General features: G+C 32.5%; 13 protein-coding genes. 7 read left to right on the top strand and 6 right to left on the bottom strand.

The features are described from left to right. Positions 1 to 143: 143 nt before the first annotated feature. Complete coding sequence (locus tag RWQ73_RS03110; RefSeq protein WP_314406652.1) at positions 144 to 410, top strand: hypothetical protein; 267 nt, start codon at positions 144 to 146, stop codon at positions 408 to 410. Between the two features lie 65 nt (positions 411 to 475). Here the strand turns inward: RWQ73_RS03110 and RWQ73_RS03105 are convergent, their stop codons facing one another. Continuing rightward, complete coding sequence (locus tag RWQ73_RS03105) at positions 476 to 1,570, bottom strand: metallophosphoesterase (RefSeq protein WP_314406651.1); 1,095 nt, start codon at positions 1,568 to 1,570, stop codon at positions 476 to 478. A gap of 360 nt (positions 1,571 to 1,930) precedes the next feature. Next, complete coding sequence (locus RWQ73_RS03100) at positions 1,931 to 2,557, bottom strand: superoxide dismutase (protein ID WP_314406650.1); 627 nt, start codon at positions 2,555 to 2,557, stop codon at positions 1,931 to 1,933. 441 nt (positions 2,558 to 2,998) lie between these two features. Between RWQ73_RS03100 and RWQ73_RS03095 the strand changes: the two genes are divergently transcribed. Further along, complete coding sequence (locus RWQ73_RS03095; RefSeq protein ID WP_314406649.1) at positions 2,999 to 4,168, top strand: hydroxymethylglutaryl-CoA synthase; 1,170 nt, start codon at positions 2,999 to 3,001, stop codon at positions 4,166 to 4,168. Between the two features lie 11 nt (positions 4,169 to 4,179). Further along, positions 4,180 to 5,448, top strand: coding sequence for a hydroxymethylglutaryl-CoA reductase, degradative (locus RWQ73_RS03090; protein ID WP_314406648.1), 1,269 nt, complete (start codon positions 4,180 to 4,182; stop codon positions 5,446 to 5,448). A gap of 71 nt (positions 5,449 to 5,519) precedes the next feature. On the opposite strand, the gene RWQ73_RS03085 is transcribed toward RWQ73_RS03090, so the two are convergent. Beyond that, positions 5,520 to 6,356, bottom strand: coding sequence for a hypothetical protein (locus RWQ73_RS03085; RefSeq protein WP_314406647.1), 837 nt, complete (start codon positions 6,354 to 6,356; stop codon positions 5,520 to 5,522). Between the two features lie 226 nt (positions 6,357 to 6,582). On the opposite strand from RWQ73_RS03085, the gene RWQ73_RS03080 reads away from it, so the two are divergent. Further along, positions 6,583 to 7,761, top strand: a complete 1,179-nt coding sequence (locus RWQ73_RS03080) for an acetyl-CoA C-acetyltransferase (RefSeq protein ID WP_314406646.1) — start codon at positions 6,583 to 6,585, stop codon at positions 7,759 to 7,761. Positions 7,762 to 7,896: 135 nt separating this feature from the next. Then, the gene (locus tag RWQ73_RS03075) at positions 7,897 to 8,523 is read left to right on the top strand and encodes an O-antigen ligase family protein (protein ID WP_314406645.1); all 627 of its coding nucleotides are present in this window, start codon (positions 7,897 to 7,899) and stop codon (positions 8,521 to 8,523) included. 485 nt (positions 8,524 to 9,008) lie between these two features. On the opposite strand, the gene RWQ73_RS03070 is transcribed toward RWQ73_RS03075, so the two are convergent. Beyond that, complete coding sequence (locus RWQ73_RS03070; RefSeq protein ID WP_314406644.1) at positions 9,009 to 9,695, bottom strand: uracil-DNA glycosylase; 687 nt, start codon at positions 9,693 to 9,695, stop codon at positions 9,009 to 9,011. 158 nt (positions 9,696 to 9,853) lie between these two features. On the opposite strand from RWQ73_RS03070, the gene proC reads away from it, so the two are divergent. Then, a complete protein-coding gene (proC, locus tag RWQ73_RS03065; RefSeq protein WP_314406643.1) occupies positions 9,854 to 10,645 on the top strand; it encodes a pyrroline-5-carboxylate reductase in 792 nt (263 codons plus the stop codon). A gap of 197 nt (positions 10,646 to 10,842) precedes the next feature. Here proC and pepF read toward each other — a convergent pair whose 3' ends face one another. Then, positions 10,843 to 12,651 (bottom strand): oligoendopeptidase F, encoded by a 1,809-nt coding sequence (pepF, locus tag RWQ73_RS03060; protein WP_314406642.1) that lies wholly within the window; start codon positions 12,649 to 12,651, stop codon positions 10,843 to 10,845. 275 nt (positions 12,652 to 12,926) lie between these two features. Here pepF and RWQ73_RS03055 point away from each other — a divergent pair, with 275 nt between their 5' ends. After that, the gene (locus RWQ73_RS03055) at positions 12,927 to 14,021 is read left to right on the top strand and encodes an FAD-dependent oxidoreductase (RefSeq protein ID WP_314406641.1); all 1,095 of its coding nucleotides are present in this window, start codon (positions 12,927 to 12,929) and stop codon (positions 14,019 to 14,021) included. Positions 14,022 to 14,094: 73 nt separating this feature from the next. Here RWQ73_RS03055 and RWQ73_RS03050 read toward each other — a convergent pair whose 3' ends face one another. Then, positions 14,095 to 15,432 (bottom strand): MFS transporter, encoded by a 1,338-nt coding sequence (locus RWQ73_RS03050; RefSeq protein WP_314406640.1) that lies wholly within the window; start codon positions 15,430 to 15,432, stop codon positions 14,095 to 14,097. Between the last annotated feature and the right edge of the window lie 4 nt (positions 15,433 to 15,436).

Below are 15,436 nucleotides of genomic sequence, written 5' to 3'. Positions count from 1 at the left end.
AAGTACACCTTATCATAACAAATTATAGTAGAAAAATCAATTTTTAGAAGGAGTTAAGAAGAAATAAGTTAATTAAAATATTTACAATCGCATACAAAACTTATATAATGTGTATATAGAATAAAACAAAGGAAGTAATTGCGATGAACATGAATACATTATATATCATGCTAGGATTTATATTTGTCTATGCGATGATTTCTAATACAAGAGACAAGATAAAAAAGCGTGATGAGAAGAGTAAAGAAGCATTTGAAAGACTTCAAACACCAGCTTATAAAAAAGAATTAGAAAAGGTTATAAACCTGAGTCAGGATGATGCATTTAATATTGCCGCATTAAGAAAAGCATACTTTTTAAATGGAAAAGATGAAAAAAAACTAATAGAGATTTTCAAAAAAAATAGATAGGAAAAACAAGAAACTCAACGAACTGATTTTTATGAATCGAATTGTTGAGTTTCTTTTATAATTTATTATTTTCCTTCAATAGTAATTATCCATACTTCACTACGAGCTGAAGTTTTGAAAGGTGGTCCCCAGAAACCATAACCTGCAGAAGTGAAGAAATGTTTACCATTAATCTTTGCGTAGCCATGATCTAGAGTATAAACTATATCAGTGATGAAGTTTAATGGCCATAGTTGTCCGCGGTGAGTATGCCCAGAGAGCTGCACATCGATAGGCAATGTAGCGTGATAATCGACAGCATCAGGTTGATGATCGACAAGAACAATGGTCTTATTTAAATCAACGCTCTTAAGTAGGTCTGCAGTATCAAGTCTATCACGACTCACACTTTTATCTTTACGTCCTACTAAAGTTATATCATTATTAAGTGGAATACTTTTATCAAATAGTGGGATAATCCCTGTCTTCTTAACCTCATTTACTATTTCTAGCGCGTCACGGTCGTGATTTCCCATTGTAGTATAAACGCCTAGTGGAGCTTTTAGCTTACTTAGATTTTCTTGCATGTTGTGTTTTTTGTACATAACCATATCATCGTCCATAAGGTCTCCTGCGATAACTACAGCATCTGGCTTTTCTTCATCAATAATCTTGTTCAGTTTTTCAAGTTGAGGATTTGAGAAAAATGTCCCAAGATGAAGATCGGATACCATGGCGATTTTAATAGGTTTTTCAATGTGTTTATCTACCTTGATAGTCTTATTAATCACAGTAGGAGAGTATGCACAAAATAATCCAAGAGCAGTCATCCCCAATAAATATAGAACAGTTATACTTAAACTAATTCCTTGAGTAAGGTTTAATTTAAAGATTTTTAGTAATAACTTAGCAACTAATAAGATAACACCTATGACAGCACCATTTAAAAAGTAGAAGTACCAGATGTTTCCGTAGTTTACCCAAGGTGCACCTAATCTTAACATATAAGCTATAATAGAAAAGTTAGCAATGATAAATAGCGCAATACCAATAGCCAATTTAACCTTAGGGGGAACAAAAGGTGAGATCATCCACTTTAAGCCTAGCCATAATAGAAATACGAGTATTTCATATACTGCGAATACTCCGGTGAAACCAGCGATAAATTTCCAATTATTCAATATCAATTCTCCTTCAAACTATTTAATAATAAATGTAAGGGAGTGACTCAAAAATCATGATTTTCGGAGAAACAAGATTTTGTTGAGTCCCCCCCCGCACAGTTTATTAGATATCTAAAAAGCTTTTATAAAACGTATTTAGATATCAATAAACCACTGCGTCTATGAGTTATCATATACACTTTTTTAAAATTTAGGACTTTTGGGTCAGCCCTAATTGAGTGTTTTTCATTATACATTATGAAGTTAAAATTGTCATTAAATTAAGTTGGGGAAAAGACCGGATAAGTGTTGATTGAGGGAGATAAACACTTGATAAAAAATAAAAAGCCGTCATGTGACAGCTTTTTATCTATATAATTATTTACCTAATTTTTCTAAGTGTTTAGCTAGGCGTTCGTTAACGAAATCCCAGTTTACAACACGGAAGAATTCTTTAATGTAGTCTGGACGACGGTTTTGGTAGTTTAGGTAGTAAGCGTGCTCCCAAACGTCTAATCCAAGAATTGGAGTAAGACCTGTTAAGTATGGAGAGTCTTGGTTAGCTGTTGAAGTAACAACTAGTTTACCTTCTTTATCTAAAGCTAGCCATGCCCAACCACTACCGAATCTTGTAGCAGCTGCAGCTGAGAAACTCTTAACGAATTCTTCGTATCCACCAAGTTCAGCTTCAACTTTTTCTTTAACTAATCCAGCGAATTCAGAAGAATCTGCTTTAGTTAGAGATTTCCAGAATAGGCTGTGGTTGTGGTGTCCACCACCATTGTTGATAACAGCTTGACGGATGTCAGCAGGTACGCTATCAATGTTTTTTAATAGACCACAAATGCAGTTAGCTTCGAATTCTGGGTGTTTTTCTAAAGCTGCGTTTAGGTTGTTAACGTAAGCAGCGTGGTGTTTGTCGTGGTGAATTTCCATTGTTTTAGCGTCGATAACTGGTTCTAAGTAATCGAATCCATAAGGTAATTCAGGTAATTTAAATGTCATAGTAATAATCCTCCCGGGGTTTTTTAGATATATTACCATTATAAGAAAAATATTAAAAATAAACAACAAAAATGCTTACAAAAAAATTTTTTTATTAAAAAGAAACTATTTTTCAATATAAAAATGCTAGTAAAATCGAGTTTATACAAGGAGTTCACCTAAAATTCTAAATTTTAAAAAATTATAAATTAATAGTGAAACTGCTCGGGATACATTTTGTTTGAATTTTATAATAGTTGAGGCACAAGATTTGTAATTTTTAATGGCTATCTATGGACTAATTCGTGAAAATTTTATACAATAGTATTTGCATGAAATATTTTAATTTAAATTGAAAGTTTATATTTATTAAACTTTAATTTTTAAATGTTTAATAGTATAATATAGTTGGAAAATTTGTTATAGATAAATAAATCGAATTTGATTGAAAGGAATTTGATAATGAAAATAGGAATTGATAAGTTTGGCTTTGCAATGCCAAGTTATTATTTAGATATTCGTGATTTAGCAACAGCGCGTGGAATAGAACCTGATAAATTCACTAAAGGTCTATTACAACTTGAAATGAGTATTCCACCTGTATCTCAAGATATTGTAACTCTTGGAGCGCAGGCAGCTTTTGAAATACTTGATAAAGATGATTTAGAAAAAATTGATATGATTATCGTAGGAACAGAATCAGGAATTGATCAGAGTAAAGCTTCTGCGGTATTTATCCATGGACTTTTAGATATCCAACCATTTGTACGTGCTATTGAAGTGAAAGAAGCATGTTATGGTGCTACAGCAGCTTTAGATTTTGCTAAAAATCATGTTATGAATAATCCGGAATCAAAAGTATTGGTTATTGCTAGTGATATTGCAAAATATGGAATTAAATCATCAGGAGAGTCTACACAAGGGGCTGGTAGCTGTGCGATGGTAGTGAGTAGTAATCCAAGAATTTTAGAATTTAACAATGATAATGTTTGTTTAACTCGTGATGTTATGGATTTTTGGCGTCCAAATTACTCTTGTTATGCATTTGTAGAGGGAAGATTTTCTACCGAACAGTATCTTGATTGTTTAACAACTACGTGGGATAGATTTATCGAAAAATCTAAAAATAAACTTGAGGACTTTTCAGCAGTATGTTTACATTTACCATATCCTAAGTTAGGATTAAAAGGTTTAAATTTGTTGTTAGAACAAACTAAAGAGAATAAGAAAGAAGAGCTACTTGCTCGTTTTAATGAATCAATCTTATATAGCCAACGAGTAGGTAATATATACACAGGATCTTTATTCTTAGGACTGTTATCACTTCTTGAAAATAACACTACTTTAGAAGCTGGAGACAAGATTGCTTTATATAGTTACGGTAGTGGAGCAGTTGCTGAAGTGTTTAGTTTAACCTTAGTGGATGGTTACAAGGAGCAATTAAGAGATAATCGTTTTGAGGACTTCGCTAGTAGAACACGTATTTCAATAGAGGAATATGAGAATATGTTCTTTAGAGATACTACTGTTGATGAAGAGGGTAACCTAGATATTTCTGATATTCAAGATGAAAGTAAATTTATTTTAGAAAAAATAGAAAATCATAAGAGAATATATAAAAAACAATTTTAAAAGAGGGAACTATGGAAAAAATTTGGAGTGGATTTTATAAAAAAAATATTAATGAACGCTTAGAGGTTATTGAGAAAACTGATATTTTAAGTGAAGAACATTTTGAATTTCTTAAAAATAATGAAGTTCTAGACTTTAATACGGCTAATAACATGGTAGAAAATGTTATTGGAACTTTTTCTCTACCGTTTAGCGTTGTGCCAAATTTTATTGTTGATGGAAAACAATACGTAGTACCATTTGTTACAGAAGAACCGTCGGTAGTTGCAGCTTGTAGTAATGCTGGGAAAATAGTAGCGAAATCAGGTGGTTTCAAGACAGAAGTTCTAGATAGAAAAATGATTGGTCATGTAGCATTATATAATATAGTTGATACTAATGGAGCTGTAGAATGTATTTTACAAAGTAAAGAGTTGCTTTTAAAAACAGCTAATGAAGCATATCCGTCTATAGTAGAGCGTGGAGGGGGAGCTTGTGATATAGAGGTTAAAGTTCTATCAGAAGATGGAACGGATTTTGTAGTTGTTTATCTTATCGTTGATACTTTAGAGGCGATGGGGGCAAATATGCTAAATACTATGCTAGAGGCACTTAAAGTTTCGTTAGAATCATTAACTGAAGGTGTTGCATTGATGGCGATTTTATCGAATTATGCGACACGCTCACTAGTTACTGCAAAATGTACTATCCCATTTGGAGAATTAGGTAATGACGGAGAGTATCTTGCAAAAAGAATTGAGCTTGCTAGTAAATTCGCAAAAGCAGATGTTTATCGAGCAGCTACTCACAATAAAGGTATCTTCAATGGTATAGATAGCGTTGTTATAGCGAGTGGAAATGACTGGAGAGCTATAGAAGCGGCGTGTCAGAGCTATGCAGCTAAAGATGGACAATATATAGGTCTTTCTAGATGGTACTGTGATGAAAAAAACAGTATGCTTATTGGAGAGATTACTTTACCGATGCCAGTAGCTAGTGTAGGAGGATCTATTGGAATTAATCCTACAGTAAAAGTCGCAAGGGGATTATTAAACAATCCAGATGCTAAAACTTTGGCGAGCATACTCGTTTCTGTAGGTTTAGCTCAAAACCTAGCCGCCCTAAAAGCGTTAGTAGGAGATGGAATCCAAAAAGGTCATATGAAGTTACATGCAAAATCTTTAGCGATCTTGGCTGGAGCTTCTCATGATAATATAGAATTAATAGTTGAAGAACTTAGAAATGAAAAACATATGAACTTAGCTAGTGCTAAGAAAATAGTAGAAAAATATAATAACTAGTACAAGAGAGAGTGACTCAAAAACCTTGTTTCTTTGAAATTAAGATTTTTGAGTCACTCTCTTTTTTAATTTTAGTATATTTCGAATTTTTCAACGTAGTACATTGTTTTATCAATTCCGCTATCATAATTTTTATTGTTTAAATGAAGGGTCATAATTCCTATAGGTTTTCTTGTGGCAATAGTTTCAAAAGGAATTAGAACTCTATCTCCGTGTATTTCCCATTTTTCAACTGGCATAAAGATTGTATCAGTAGGGCCACCATAACCAATGTCACTTTTTGCAATAAATACTTGATCTTTTTCAAAAAATATTACTTTATTTTTATGATTTACTAGTTTTTCTAACTCTAGTTTATTATAATCAGTAATTTTATTGTTCAATTGTACAAATTCTATTTCTTTGTCATTTCGTAATCTTTGGAGTACATCATGTTTATTAAATGTTTGAGCGTTATAAGTATTTAATAAATCAAGTACTTTTGTTAAATTAATTTGTTTTATGATATTATTACTTCTATCCGTACTAGCTATGTATCTTACGACGTTTGCAGTGCTACTTCCTCTTAAATTTAGCATTCCATATGCCATAGGTTCTATAATTTGACCAGCTTTTGTTAAGTTATGTTTTTGTAATATTACATTATTTTGTTTTGTATTGTTGTTTTGAGTTTGTTGTATATTGATATTTCCATTTTTTGTTAATTCTTCAGCTTTATTATCTCTTTGGAGATTATTTGTTTCTTTTTGAAGAGGAGTCAAAGTAGTATCTTTCTTATTAGTAGTTGTAAATTCAGAAGTAATATTATTTTTGTGAGTATCTATTTTTTGAGCAACTTTATCAGTACAGCCAGTCATTAGACCAATACCTAAGATAAATATTCCGGTAGTTTTTATAAATTTATTCATGATGTTCACCTTCTTTTTTATATAACTTCTATATACTTATATTATACATCTTTAGATTACAAAAAACAACAATTTATTACAAATGTATTACAATAACGTTACAGAAATATAAAACAAATGTTACAATAGTGTTTTTTTTATTCTTTGTCGGTTATATACATTATTTGAACAAGTGCAGTATTTATAGTAAAATATACTAGTAAATCAAATTAGGAGAATTAAAAACATGAATAGAGTTGCTATTGTAAGTGCGAAGAGAACTGCTATAGGGAGTTTTGGTGGAAGTTTAAAAGATGTTTCAGCTGCTAGACTTGGTGGGGATCTTGTAAAGTATGCATTAGAAAGTATAAATCTTGATCCCAATCTTGTTGATGAGATAATATTTGGTAATGTGTTACAAACTGGTCTGGGGCAAAATGTTGCACGACAAATCGCAGTTAATGCAGGCATTCCAAAAGAGAAGAGTGCCTTTGTTGTGAACAAGGTATGTGGTTCTGGTTTGAAAAGTGTAGTGCTAGGAGCGCAGTCAATTATGTTGGGCGATAATGATATAGTAATTTGTGGTGGAGTAGAAAATATGAGTGCAGCACCTCATTACACGAAGAATGCACGTTTTGGTCAAAAATTAGGTAGCTTTGAATTAGAAGATACTATCATAAATGATGGATTAACTGATGCTTTTGAAAATTATCATATGGGTATCACTGCCGAAAATATCGCAGAACAATACAATATAACAAGAAAAGAACAGGATGAATTTGCTCTAGAGAGTCAAAAAAAGGTAGCAATAGCTATTGAAAATAATCAGTTTGTTAACGAAATAGTGCCGATAGTTATTAAAACTAGACGAGCAGAAATTATTTTTGACACAGATGAATTTGTACGTGCTAATACTACATTGGAAAGTTTAGCCAAATTACACCCGGCTTTTAAGAAAGATGGAACAGTAACGGCTGGGAATGCTTCAGGAATTAATGATGGAGCTGCTTGTGTAATATTAATGAGTGAAAATCGTGCAAAAGAGTTAGGGTTAGATGTTCTAGGTTATATTGAGGGTTATGCATCAGCAGGGTTAGACAATAAGGTGATGGGCTTAGGACCCGTTCCAGCAACAAAGAAAGTACTAGAAAAATTAAGTTTAAATATAGAAGATATAGACTTATTTGAGATGAATGAAGCTTTTGCTGCGCAATCAATAGCTGTAACACGCTTATTAAATCTTGACGAAAGTAAGGTTAATACTCGTGGTGGAGCAATTTCACTAGGGCATCCGATAGGAGCTAGTGGCTGCCGTATTTTAGTTACTTTGGTACATGCATTAATTAAAGATAACAAGGAAAAAGGAGTATGTTCACTTTGTATAGGTGGAGGGCAAGGGATTGCTATGGTTATTTCGAGAAAATAATTACGGATTTTATATAAATATATTATTATAAAATCCCTTATATTTCGCTAAATTAAAAGTTATTTATAAAAATAATTGTTTATTAGATAAGAAAGTGTTAAAATAGATAAGTGATTATTTTTAAGGAGAAATATTGTGAATAAATTCATAAAAGAACATGGACAAGTTATTTTGTGGTTTATCTTTTTAGTATTTATGATAATATCGCTTAGTATGGTATTCACTCACGGTATTGGCTATGCTAGTATTGTATTCATATTAAGTTTTGTATTATTGTGCCCACCTATTGTAAAATTTATTCAACGTAAAACGCGTTTGAAAAAAGTAGTTTTAGGAGCTGTGAGTGCACTAGTGATGACGCTAACAATGTTAATGACTAATCACTTTAGTGATGCTAAAAAGGAAGAACAAAGAAAAACTTTCCAAGAGAAAAAAGAAGAACGTGATAAAAAAATAGAGGAACAGTCATCAGCAGATAATGACTCAGAAAAGAAAGAACAACAAGTAGCACCGCCCCCTCCACCTAAAAAACGAATTGATGAGCAGGATGGGGAAAAAAATGAGACTGTTCAAATAGCTCAAAATAAAGAGACGCAAACACAATTACAACAACCTAAGAAAGTAATAGTGAGAGCAAGTAAAAAGAATGGATATTATTATACACCGACACATCCTTCTTATAACAATATCGCAGCAAAAAACCTATTAGTCTTCAATTCAGAAGAGGCTGCTCAAAAAGCAGGATATAGAAGAGCTGCATAATAAAAAAGGATTGACTTAAAAATTATGATTTCGTAGAAACAAGATTTTATTATGTCAATTCTTTTTTATCACTTTAATGTATAAAAACAAAGAGAAAATGTAGTGTAGAGCAGGGTAGTTTTCAAAAATAAAAAAAACGTGTTTGGGGAACACGTTTTTTTTAAAATGAACTAAATTAAGTTCTAAGCAATTTCTTGCTTGTTTATATCTAATCTTATATACAAATAACAAAAGAGTTTTACAACTCTTTAAAAGGGAGAATGGCTTGCCTAGGGAGCGACAAGCCACATTATGAAAAAAATTAAAAAGTTTTATTATCTGTTAATTTCATAAAGAATTAACCGAAATATTGGTTTAAACAAAAATAATTTCAAACTTAAAAGGGAGAAACGACAAGTGTCGTTAAGAATGAAATATTATTACTTTTGTTCAGATAATTATTATATACCTCTTACTTAAAATATACTTAAAATTTTCTAAGTTTTTTAAAAAAATGAAATTTGTTCATTAGTTTTCATATTTAATTCAAAATCTATAGTTCGCTTATTACAAGCAGCTAAATAACCGTTAATTTGAGAGAAGACCTTACTCCCAAAAAAGCCACGGTATGCGGATAGTGGACTTGGGTGAGCTGATTCTATAATTTTATGTTTCGAAGAATTTATCAGTTTGTTTTTACTTCTTGCATAGCTTCCCCATAAAACAAAGACTACATTTTCATTTTTTTCAGAAATATTTTCAATTATGTAATCTGTGAAATTTTCCCATCCCATTTTACTATGGCTTGCTGGTGAATTTTTTTCGACTGTAAGAACAGCGTTAAGTAAAAAGACTCCTTGTTTAAACCAATTTTCAAGGTTACCTGTTTTTGATGGTTTAATACCTAAGTCATCGTGTAGTTCTTTATATATATTTATTAAACTTTTAGGTAGGGCAACTCCATCATTCACAGAGAAACTTAGTCCACATGCTTGATTAGGATTATGATAAGGATCTTGTCCTAAAATCACAACCTTAATATCTTCTAATGCTAAATCAAAAACTCTAAAAACTTGTTCTTTAGGAGGATAAATCGTAGTAGTTAGACGTTTTTTATTTATTATTTCTATTAGATTATTTAGTTCATCAATCTTTGGATAATCTTTAAATATTTCTTCCCAACTTTTGTGCATATAAATCTCCTTTTAATAAAATAGATTATTATGATTCTTGTTAAAGTATAACATAGTTAAATATATATTAAAATAGTTGAGATAGAAATAACATGGTTGTAACATAAGTCTAAGTAGTATGGTATAATGATATTGACAAATATTTAGGAGGAATATGTATGAAATTAGGTTTTATCGGTGTTGGGAATATGGGAAAAGCTATATTGGAAGGATTACTTCGAAGTGGTAAGGTTAGCTGTGCCGATATTTTTGTAAGAAACTCTTCTGATAAAAGTACTAAAAATATTGCAGAAGAAACAGGAACTGTATTCTGTAAGAACTTAGAAGAAGTCGTAGAAAATAGTGATATAGTATTTTTGGGAGTAAAACCATATTTAGTGGCGACGATTCTTGAGAAAGTGGCAAATAGTTTAAAAAATAAGATTATTATTTCTATGGCTGCAGCAGTAGAGGTAAAAGATTTAGAAAAGGTAATTCCAGAGAGTAAAATAGTTAGAATTATGCCGAATACACCAGTGAAAGTAGGAGATGGTGTAATAGGGGTTACGTTTAATTCGTTAGTAAATGACTCTGAGAAATTATTAGTACTAGATTTGCTAAATAATCTAGGTGTTGCCGAGGAAATATTGGAAAAAGATATGGCTGCTTTAACAGCTTTGAGCGGTTCAGGTCCTGCTTATGTGTATTTATTTATAGAGGCTTTAGCTGATGGTGCTGTTCTAAATGGTTTAAAACGTGATGTCGCCTATAGACTTGCTGGGAATACTGTTTTGGGTGCGGCGAAGATGGTATTAGAGACTAAAGAACATCCAGGTAAGTTAAAAGATGATGTATGTTCACCGAGCGGAAGCACTATTGAAGCTGTAAGAGTTTTGGAAGAAAAGAATTTCCGTAGTGCAGTTATTGAATGTGAGAAGGCTTGTTTTGATAAATTAGATAAAATGAAATAGAATATAAGGATAAGATGAAAGGCTACCCCAAAAGGCCTAAAATTTAACAAAGTTCATATAAGAACTCATAGACGCAGTGGTTTATTGATATCTAAATTCGCTTTATAAAAGCTTTTTAGATATCTAATAAACTGTGCGAGGGTGACTTGACAAAATCTTGTTTCTCCGAAATCACGAATTTGTCGAGTCACTCCTTTTTATTTATTTAATTCATCTGTTAAGTTGTAAAGTTCATCTACTAGGTGACCAACATAAGCAATGGCTTCTTTAAGTGGTTCATCAGTACTTACATCACAACCTGCAAGTTTTGAAAGATTTAAAGCTGACATGCTGCTTCCTTTAGAAAGAACATTCAACCAAGTATCGGCATAAGAACTGTCGTTATCGATCTTATTAGCGATAGCTGTACCGATTGTTAATCCTGCAGAGTAAGTGTATGGATATAATCCCATGTAGTAGTGAGGTTGTCTCATCCAAGTAAGCTCTGCACCTTCATTAACTACTAAACTATTTCCGAAGAATTCCTCCATAACATCACGTTTCACTTTAGAAAGAACATCTGCAGTCAGCATTTCATTATTATCTACCATTTTGTAGATTCTATCTTGATATACTGCTTCTAGGTAGTGTGTCACCATATTGTGGAAGTATGTTCTACTAATCATATTACTGATAACCCAACGTTTGAAACGAGCATCAGTTTTAGTTTTTAGTAGGTAGTTAGATACTATAACTTCGTTACATGTTGATGGTGCCTCAACGAAGTAAAGTGGGCAATCGTTATTTAACATTGTTTGGTGTTTTCCTGTGCTCATAAAGTGATATGCATGTCCAAGTTCATGAGCAAGAACGAAAACTTCATTCATTTTACCTGTCCAAGAAAGTAGGATAAATCCAGCTACATTAGGAACTGTTGCGCAGAATCCACCAGTACTTTTCCCGATATTTTGAGGGAAGTCAGTCCAACGTTTGTCATAACTTTCATCTATCATTTTAACGTAGTCTTCACCAAGTACACCAAGTGCTTTTTTAAGGTAAGAACGAGATTCATCGATAGTCATATCAACTTCGAAATCTGGATCAAGATTGATTTTACAATCGGCATATTGCATGTCTTCAATTTTGTGTTCGCGAGCTAGTAGCTTAATGTAACGTCGAATATGAGGTGCTAAATCTGTCATAAGAGTACGGATTTGACGATCATATAGTTCGCGGTTACCATCTTGAGCAGCTAATAGGTAGTCGATAACACTATCATAACCACGCATTGTAGCAAGCATTTTTTCTTTTTTGATTTGTGAAATATACTCATTTGCTGAAGTGTTTTTATAAGCATTTAATGTTTTATAAAAACTTTTCGCAGCATTGCGGCGCACTTCAGTATCGTTGTCCATTTCGTGTAAGTTTTCGTATAGTACGAAGCTATTTTCGAAAGTTTTTCCCTTTGCTTCGAAGCTATCAAATTGCATATCTTCGTGTTTAGTTACCTCATATAGATTGTAGTAACCAGGAAGACTCTCGTAATTTGCGATTACTTGTTCAGCTTCTTTAGATAATGTATGTTTTTTCTCCTGAACGATTTTTTCGAAGTAGTATTCTAAATCAGGACGATAGTTTTCCACAAAGTCTTTAATGAATTGTTCATCTAGTTCTACAAGTTCAGTATCAAAGAAACTTAAATTCCCCGCCCATAAAGTAGAAACATCTTCAAAAAGTGTTACATTTTGTACTACATTGTCATTAAATCTATCCACTGCCATTGGTAATTCCGCATAGTGAGATAGTTTGTAATATTCTTCATAAAGTTCTTCGTATTTTTTAATAGCAGTATCTAAAGTAGTGTAATCAGCTAATTTACCTTCGTAAGTAGCCTTAAAATCTAAGATTTCTTTTTTAATATTCTCAAGGCTCGCTTTAAAATCTTCATCAGTTTTGTATAGAAGAGTCATATCCCAAGTATATTTCTCTTCGACTTCATTTCTTGGTATTAATTTCATTTCAGTCATAGTTTACCTCCTGTAAATTATAATTTTAAAGTCATTTGACTTAAGTTATATTATAATATGTTATGCTGTATAAGTCTATAAAATAATTCAGAAAGAAAAAAATTCCGTATTGCATATAAAATTAGATTAGGTGAAATTTAGAATTTAGTTATTTTTAAAATTAATTTATGAGAAAGTTAGGTTCTAGAGATGTTTTTAAAGTTAAAGTTTACTCTTAAATTTTTTTGAGTTATAATTTTAATAAGTAGATCTAATAAACAAAAGTGAGGTATTTTATGAAAATAGCAGTAGTAGGCGGGGGAATAGTAGGAGCTACATGTGCTTATTATTTGTCAAAAGAACAGAAAAATGAAATAGTTGTCTTTGATTATGGATTGGGTCAAGCTACTAAAGCGTCGGCTGGAATTATAAGTCCGTGGTTTTCTAAAAGGCGTAATAAACCGTGGTACAAGATGGCAAGACTAGGTGCTGATTTTTATTTGAAATTAGTAAAAGATCTAGAAAGTGATGGTTATAATACTGATTTTTATTCACAATGCGGTGTTTATCTATTGAAAAAAAATGAAGATAAGCTACCGGAGTTAAAAGAACTCGCAGAAAGTCGTAAAGAACTATCACCGATGATAGGAGATTTAGAGATAATCTCAAAAGAAGAGGTGCAAAAGGTCATTCCTAGTTTTAATAACAATGGAGATGTATTGTATGCGAGTGGTGGTGGACGTGTAGAAGGAGAGAGATTCGTTAATACTTTGCTTACCGCCTCGAAGGCTAATGTTGTTAAAGAAAAAGTTAGTTTGAAAGTTGTTGGAGATAAATATGACGTTAATGGAGAAATATTTGATGTTGTTGTTCTTGCGACTGGTGCGTGGTTAAAAGATATATTATCACCACTTGGGTTTGACGTTGATGTTCGTCCGCAAAAAGGACAACTAAGGGATTATAAGATTGTTGACTTAAATACAGGATTTTATCCAGTTATTATGCCCGAGGGTGAGCTTGATATTATTCCATTTGAAAATGGTGTTGTCAGTGTTGGAGCAACACATGAAAATGACATGGGATTTGATTTAACCGTTGATAGAATACAACTTGATGCTTTCGGTAAAGAAGCGGAAAACTTTTTAGGTGAATTGAAAAATCCAGAAATTATTAATGAACGCGTTGGAATTAGAGCCTATACTAGTGATTATTCTCCATTTTTTGGGGAGGTTCCGACACTAAGAAATGTGTATGCAATTAGTGGGCTCGGATCTTCTGGTTTAACTACTGGCCCGATAATTGGGTATAGCATTGCTAATATGATTTTAGGTAATGATATAGAATTAGATCCACAAGATTATAATATTGAAAACTACATAACACGTAAGTAAGAAGATTAATATAGCTATAAGAAAAAGCACTGAATGATTTTGTTCAGTGCTTTTTAATGTTTTGAATTGTTAATTATTTATGTGCTAATTCTTTAGCTCCGCGGTGACTTAGTACTGCGAATACGATACAAAGAACTGCAGATGCAAGAAGTACATAAAGACCTCCAGACCATCCTACACGGTCAACGACAAATCCTATGAACCAAGTACCGAATGAAGCACCTACAATGTAACTCATGAATCCTCTTAGACCAACTGCGTTACCAACAGCAAATGATGGAACAACTTCCATAGTTTGAACTGATGCTAAGAATTGTGGTACGTAGATTAGACATCCAGAAAGGCTGGCAAATACGATTACCCATACTAGAGAAGTACTTTCCCAATATCCGATTAGACAGAAGAAAATGATAACCATTGCACCGATTGCTGGAGGCATACGGTAACCTTTGAATACTTTATCAGATAGGTATCCAGCAAGAAGTGTTGATGGAATAGCAGCCCATTCGAATAATGTGAAGGCGATACCCATTTGTCCTTTTGTGAATCCTTTAGTTTCTAATAAGTAAATTGGAAGCCAAGAGATTAATCCGAAACGGATTAAGTATACGAATGTATCAACTAAAGATACATACCAAGCGTGTTTGTTTTTTAATACGTAGTTTACGAAAATTTGTCCTGCACTTAAGTTTGCAGCTTCTTCTGGTACGTGTTTTACTTCTACTTTGTGTGTTTCACCAGTGATTTCTTCCATTGTTGGTAAACCTTCGTTTTCTGGTTTTCCTTTAACTAAAACAAGGATGATGATAACGAAGATAATAGCGATAATCGCTGGGAATACGTAGTATGCTAATTTCCAGTGTTCTTTACCAAAGATGAAGAATCCTAATGTAACAACACTTGCTACGATTCCTCCGCCGACGTTGTGAGAAATGTTCCAAAGAGCAGTCATACGACCACGTTCTTTTTTAGGATACCAGCTTGCAAGTGTGATGAATGCTGGTCCAACTCCCATACCTTGGAAAAGACCTAGTAATATTACTAAGATTGACACTAAGAATACAGTGTGACTAACTCCAAGTGCTAAGTTTACAGATGCACAAAGGAAAAGACCAAGAGCCATATATTTTTTTGGATCAGCTTTATCGGCTAAACTACTCATGAATCCTTTACTTAATCCATATGCAAGTAGCATATAACTCATGATTGCCCCCATTTGAGTTTTAGAAATTCCTAAAGATGCTTTAAGGTCACTACTCGATAAACTGATGTTATTTCTAACAATATAGAATGCCATATATCCAAGGAATACCCCAAGGAAAGAAATAAATCTTAATTTCTTATAAGTTGGCATAATTTTATCGGCAGGAACTGTATGTGATTTAGCTTTAGGTTTTAAAAATGATAACATAAAA

The organism is uncultured Gemella sp., assembly GCF_963525875.1.
GTDB lineage: Bacteria > Bacillota > Bacilli > Staphylococcales > Gemellaceae > Gemella.
Note: the sequence above shows the minus strand (reverse complement) of the source record. Positions and strands in the feature narration are given on the sequence as shown.

What these genes read in the sequence shown, in the direction of transcription:
- RWQ73_RS03095 (WP_314406649.1), top strand. Translation starts at nt 2,999, where the DNA reads ATGAAAATAGGAATTGATAAGTTTGGCTTTGCAATGCCAAGTTATTAT.
- RWQ73_RS03100 (WP_314406650.1), bottom strand. Translation starts at nt 2,557, where the DNA reads ATGACATTTAAATTACCTGAATTACCTTATGGATTCGATTACTTAGAA.
- RWQ73_RS03080 (WP_314406646.1), top strand. Translation starts at nt 6,583, where the DNA reads ATGAATAGAGTTGCTATTGTAAGTGCGAAGAGAACTGCTATAGGGAGT.
- RWQ73_RS03070 (WP_314406644.1), bottom strand. Translation starts at nt 9,695, where the DNA reads ATGCACAAAAGTTGGGAAGAAATATTTAAAGATTATCCAAAGATTGAT.
- RWQ73_RS03110 (WP_314406652.1), top strand. Translation starts at nt 144, where the DNA reads ATGAACATGAATACATTATATATCATGCTAGGATTTATATTTGTCTAT.
- RWQ73_RS03055 (WP_314406641.1), top strand. Translation starts at nt 12,927, where the DNA reads ATGAAAATAGCAGTAGTAGGCGGGGGAATAGTAGGAGCTACATGTGCT.
- RWQ73_RS03085 (WP_314406647.1), bottom strand. Translation starts at nt 6,356, where the DNA reads ATGAATAAATTTATAAAAACTACCGGAATATTTATCTTAGGTATTGGT.
- RWQ73_RS03050 (WP_314406640.1), bottom strand. Translation starts at nt 15,432, where the DNA reads ATGTTATCATTTTTAAAACCTAAAGCTAAATCACATACAGTTCCTGCC.
- RWQ73_RS03090 (WP_314406648.1), top strand. Translation starts at nt 4,180, where the DNA reads ATGGAAAAAATTTGGAGTGGATTTTATAAAAAAAATATTAATGAACGC.
- proC (WP_314406643.1), top strand. Translation starts at nt 9,854, where the DNA reads ATGAAATTAGGTTTTATCGGTGTTGGGAATATGGGAAAAGCTATATTG.
- pepF (WP_314406642.1), bottom strand. Translation starts at nt 12,651, where the DNA reads ATGACTGAAATGAAATTAATACCAAGAAATGAAGTCGAAGAGAAATAT.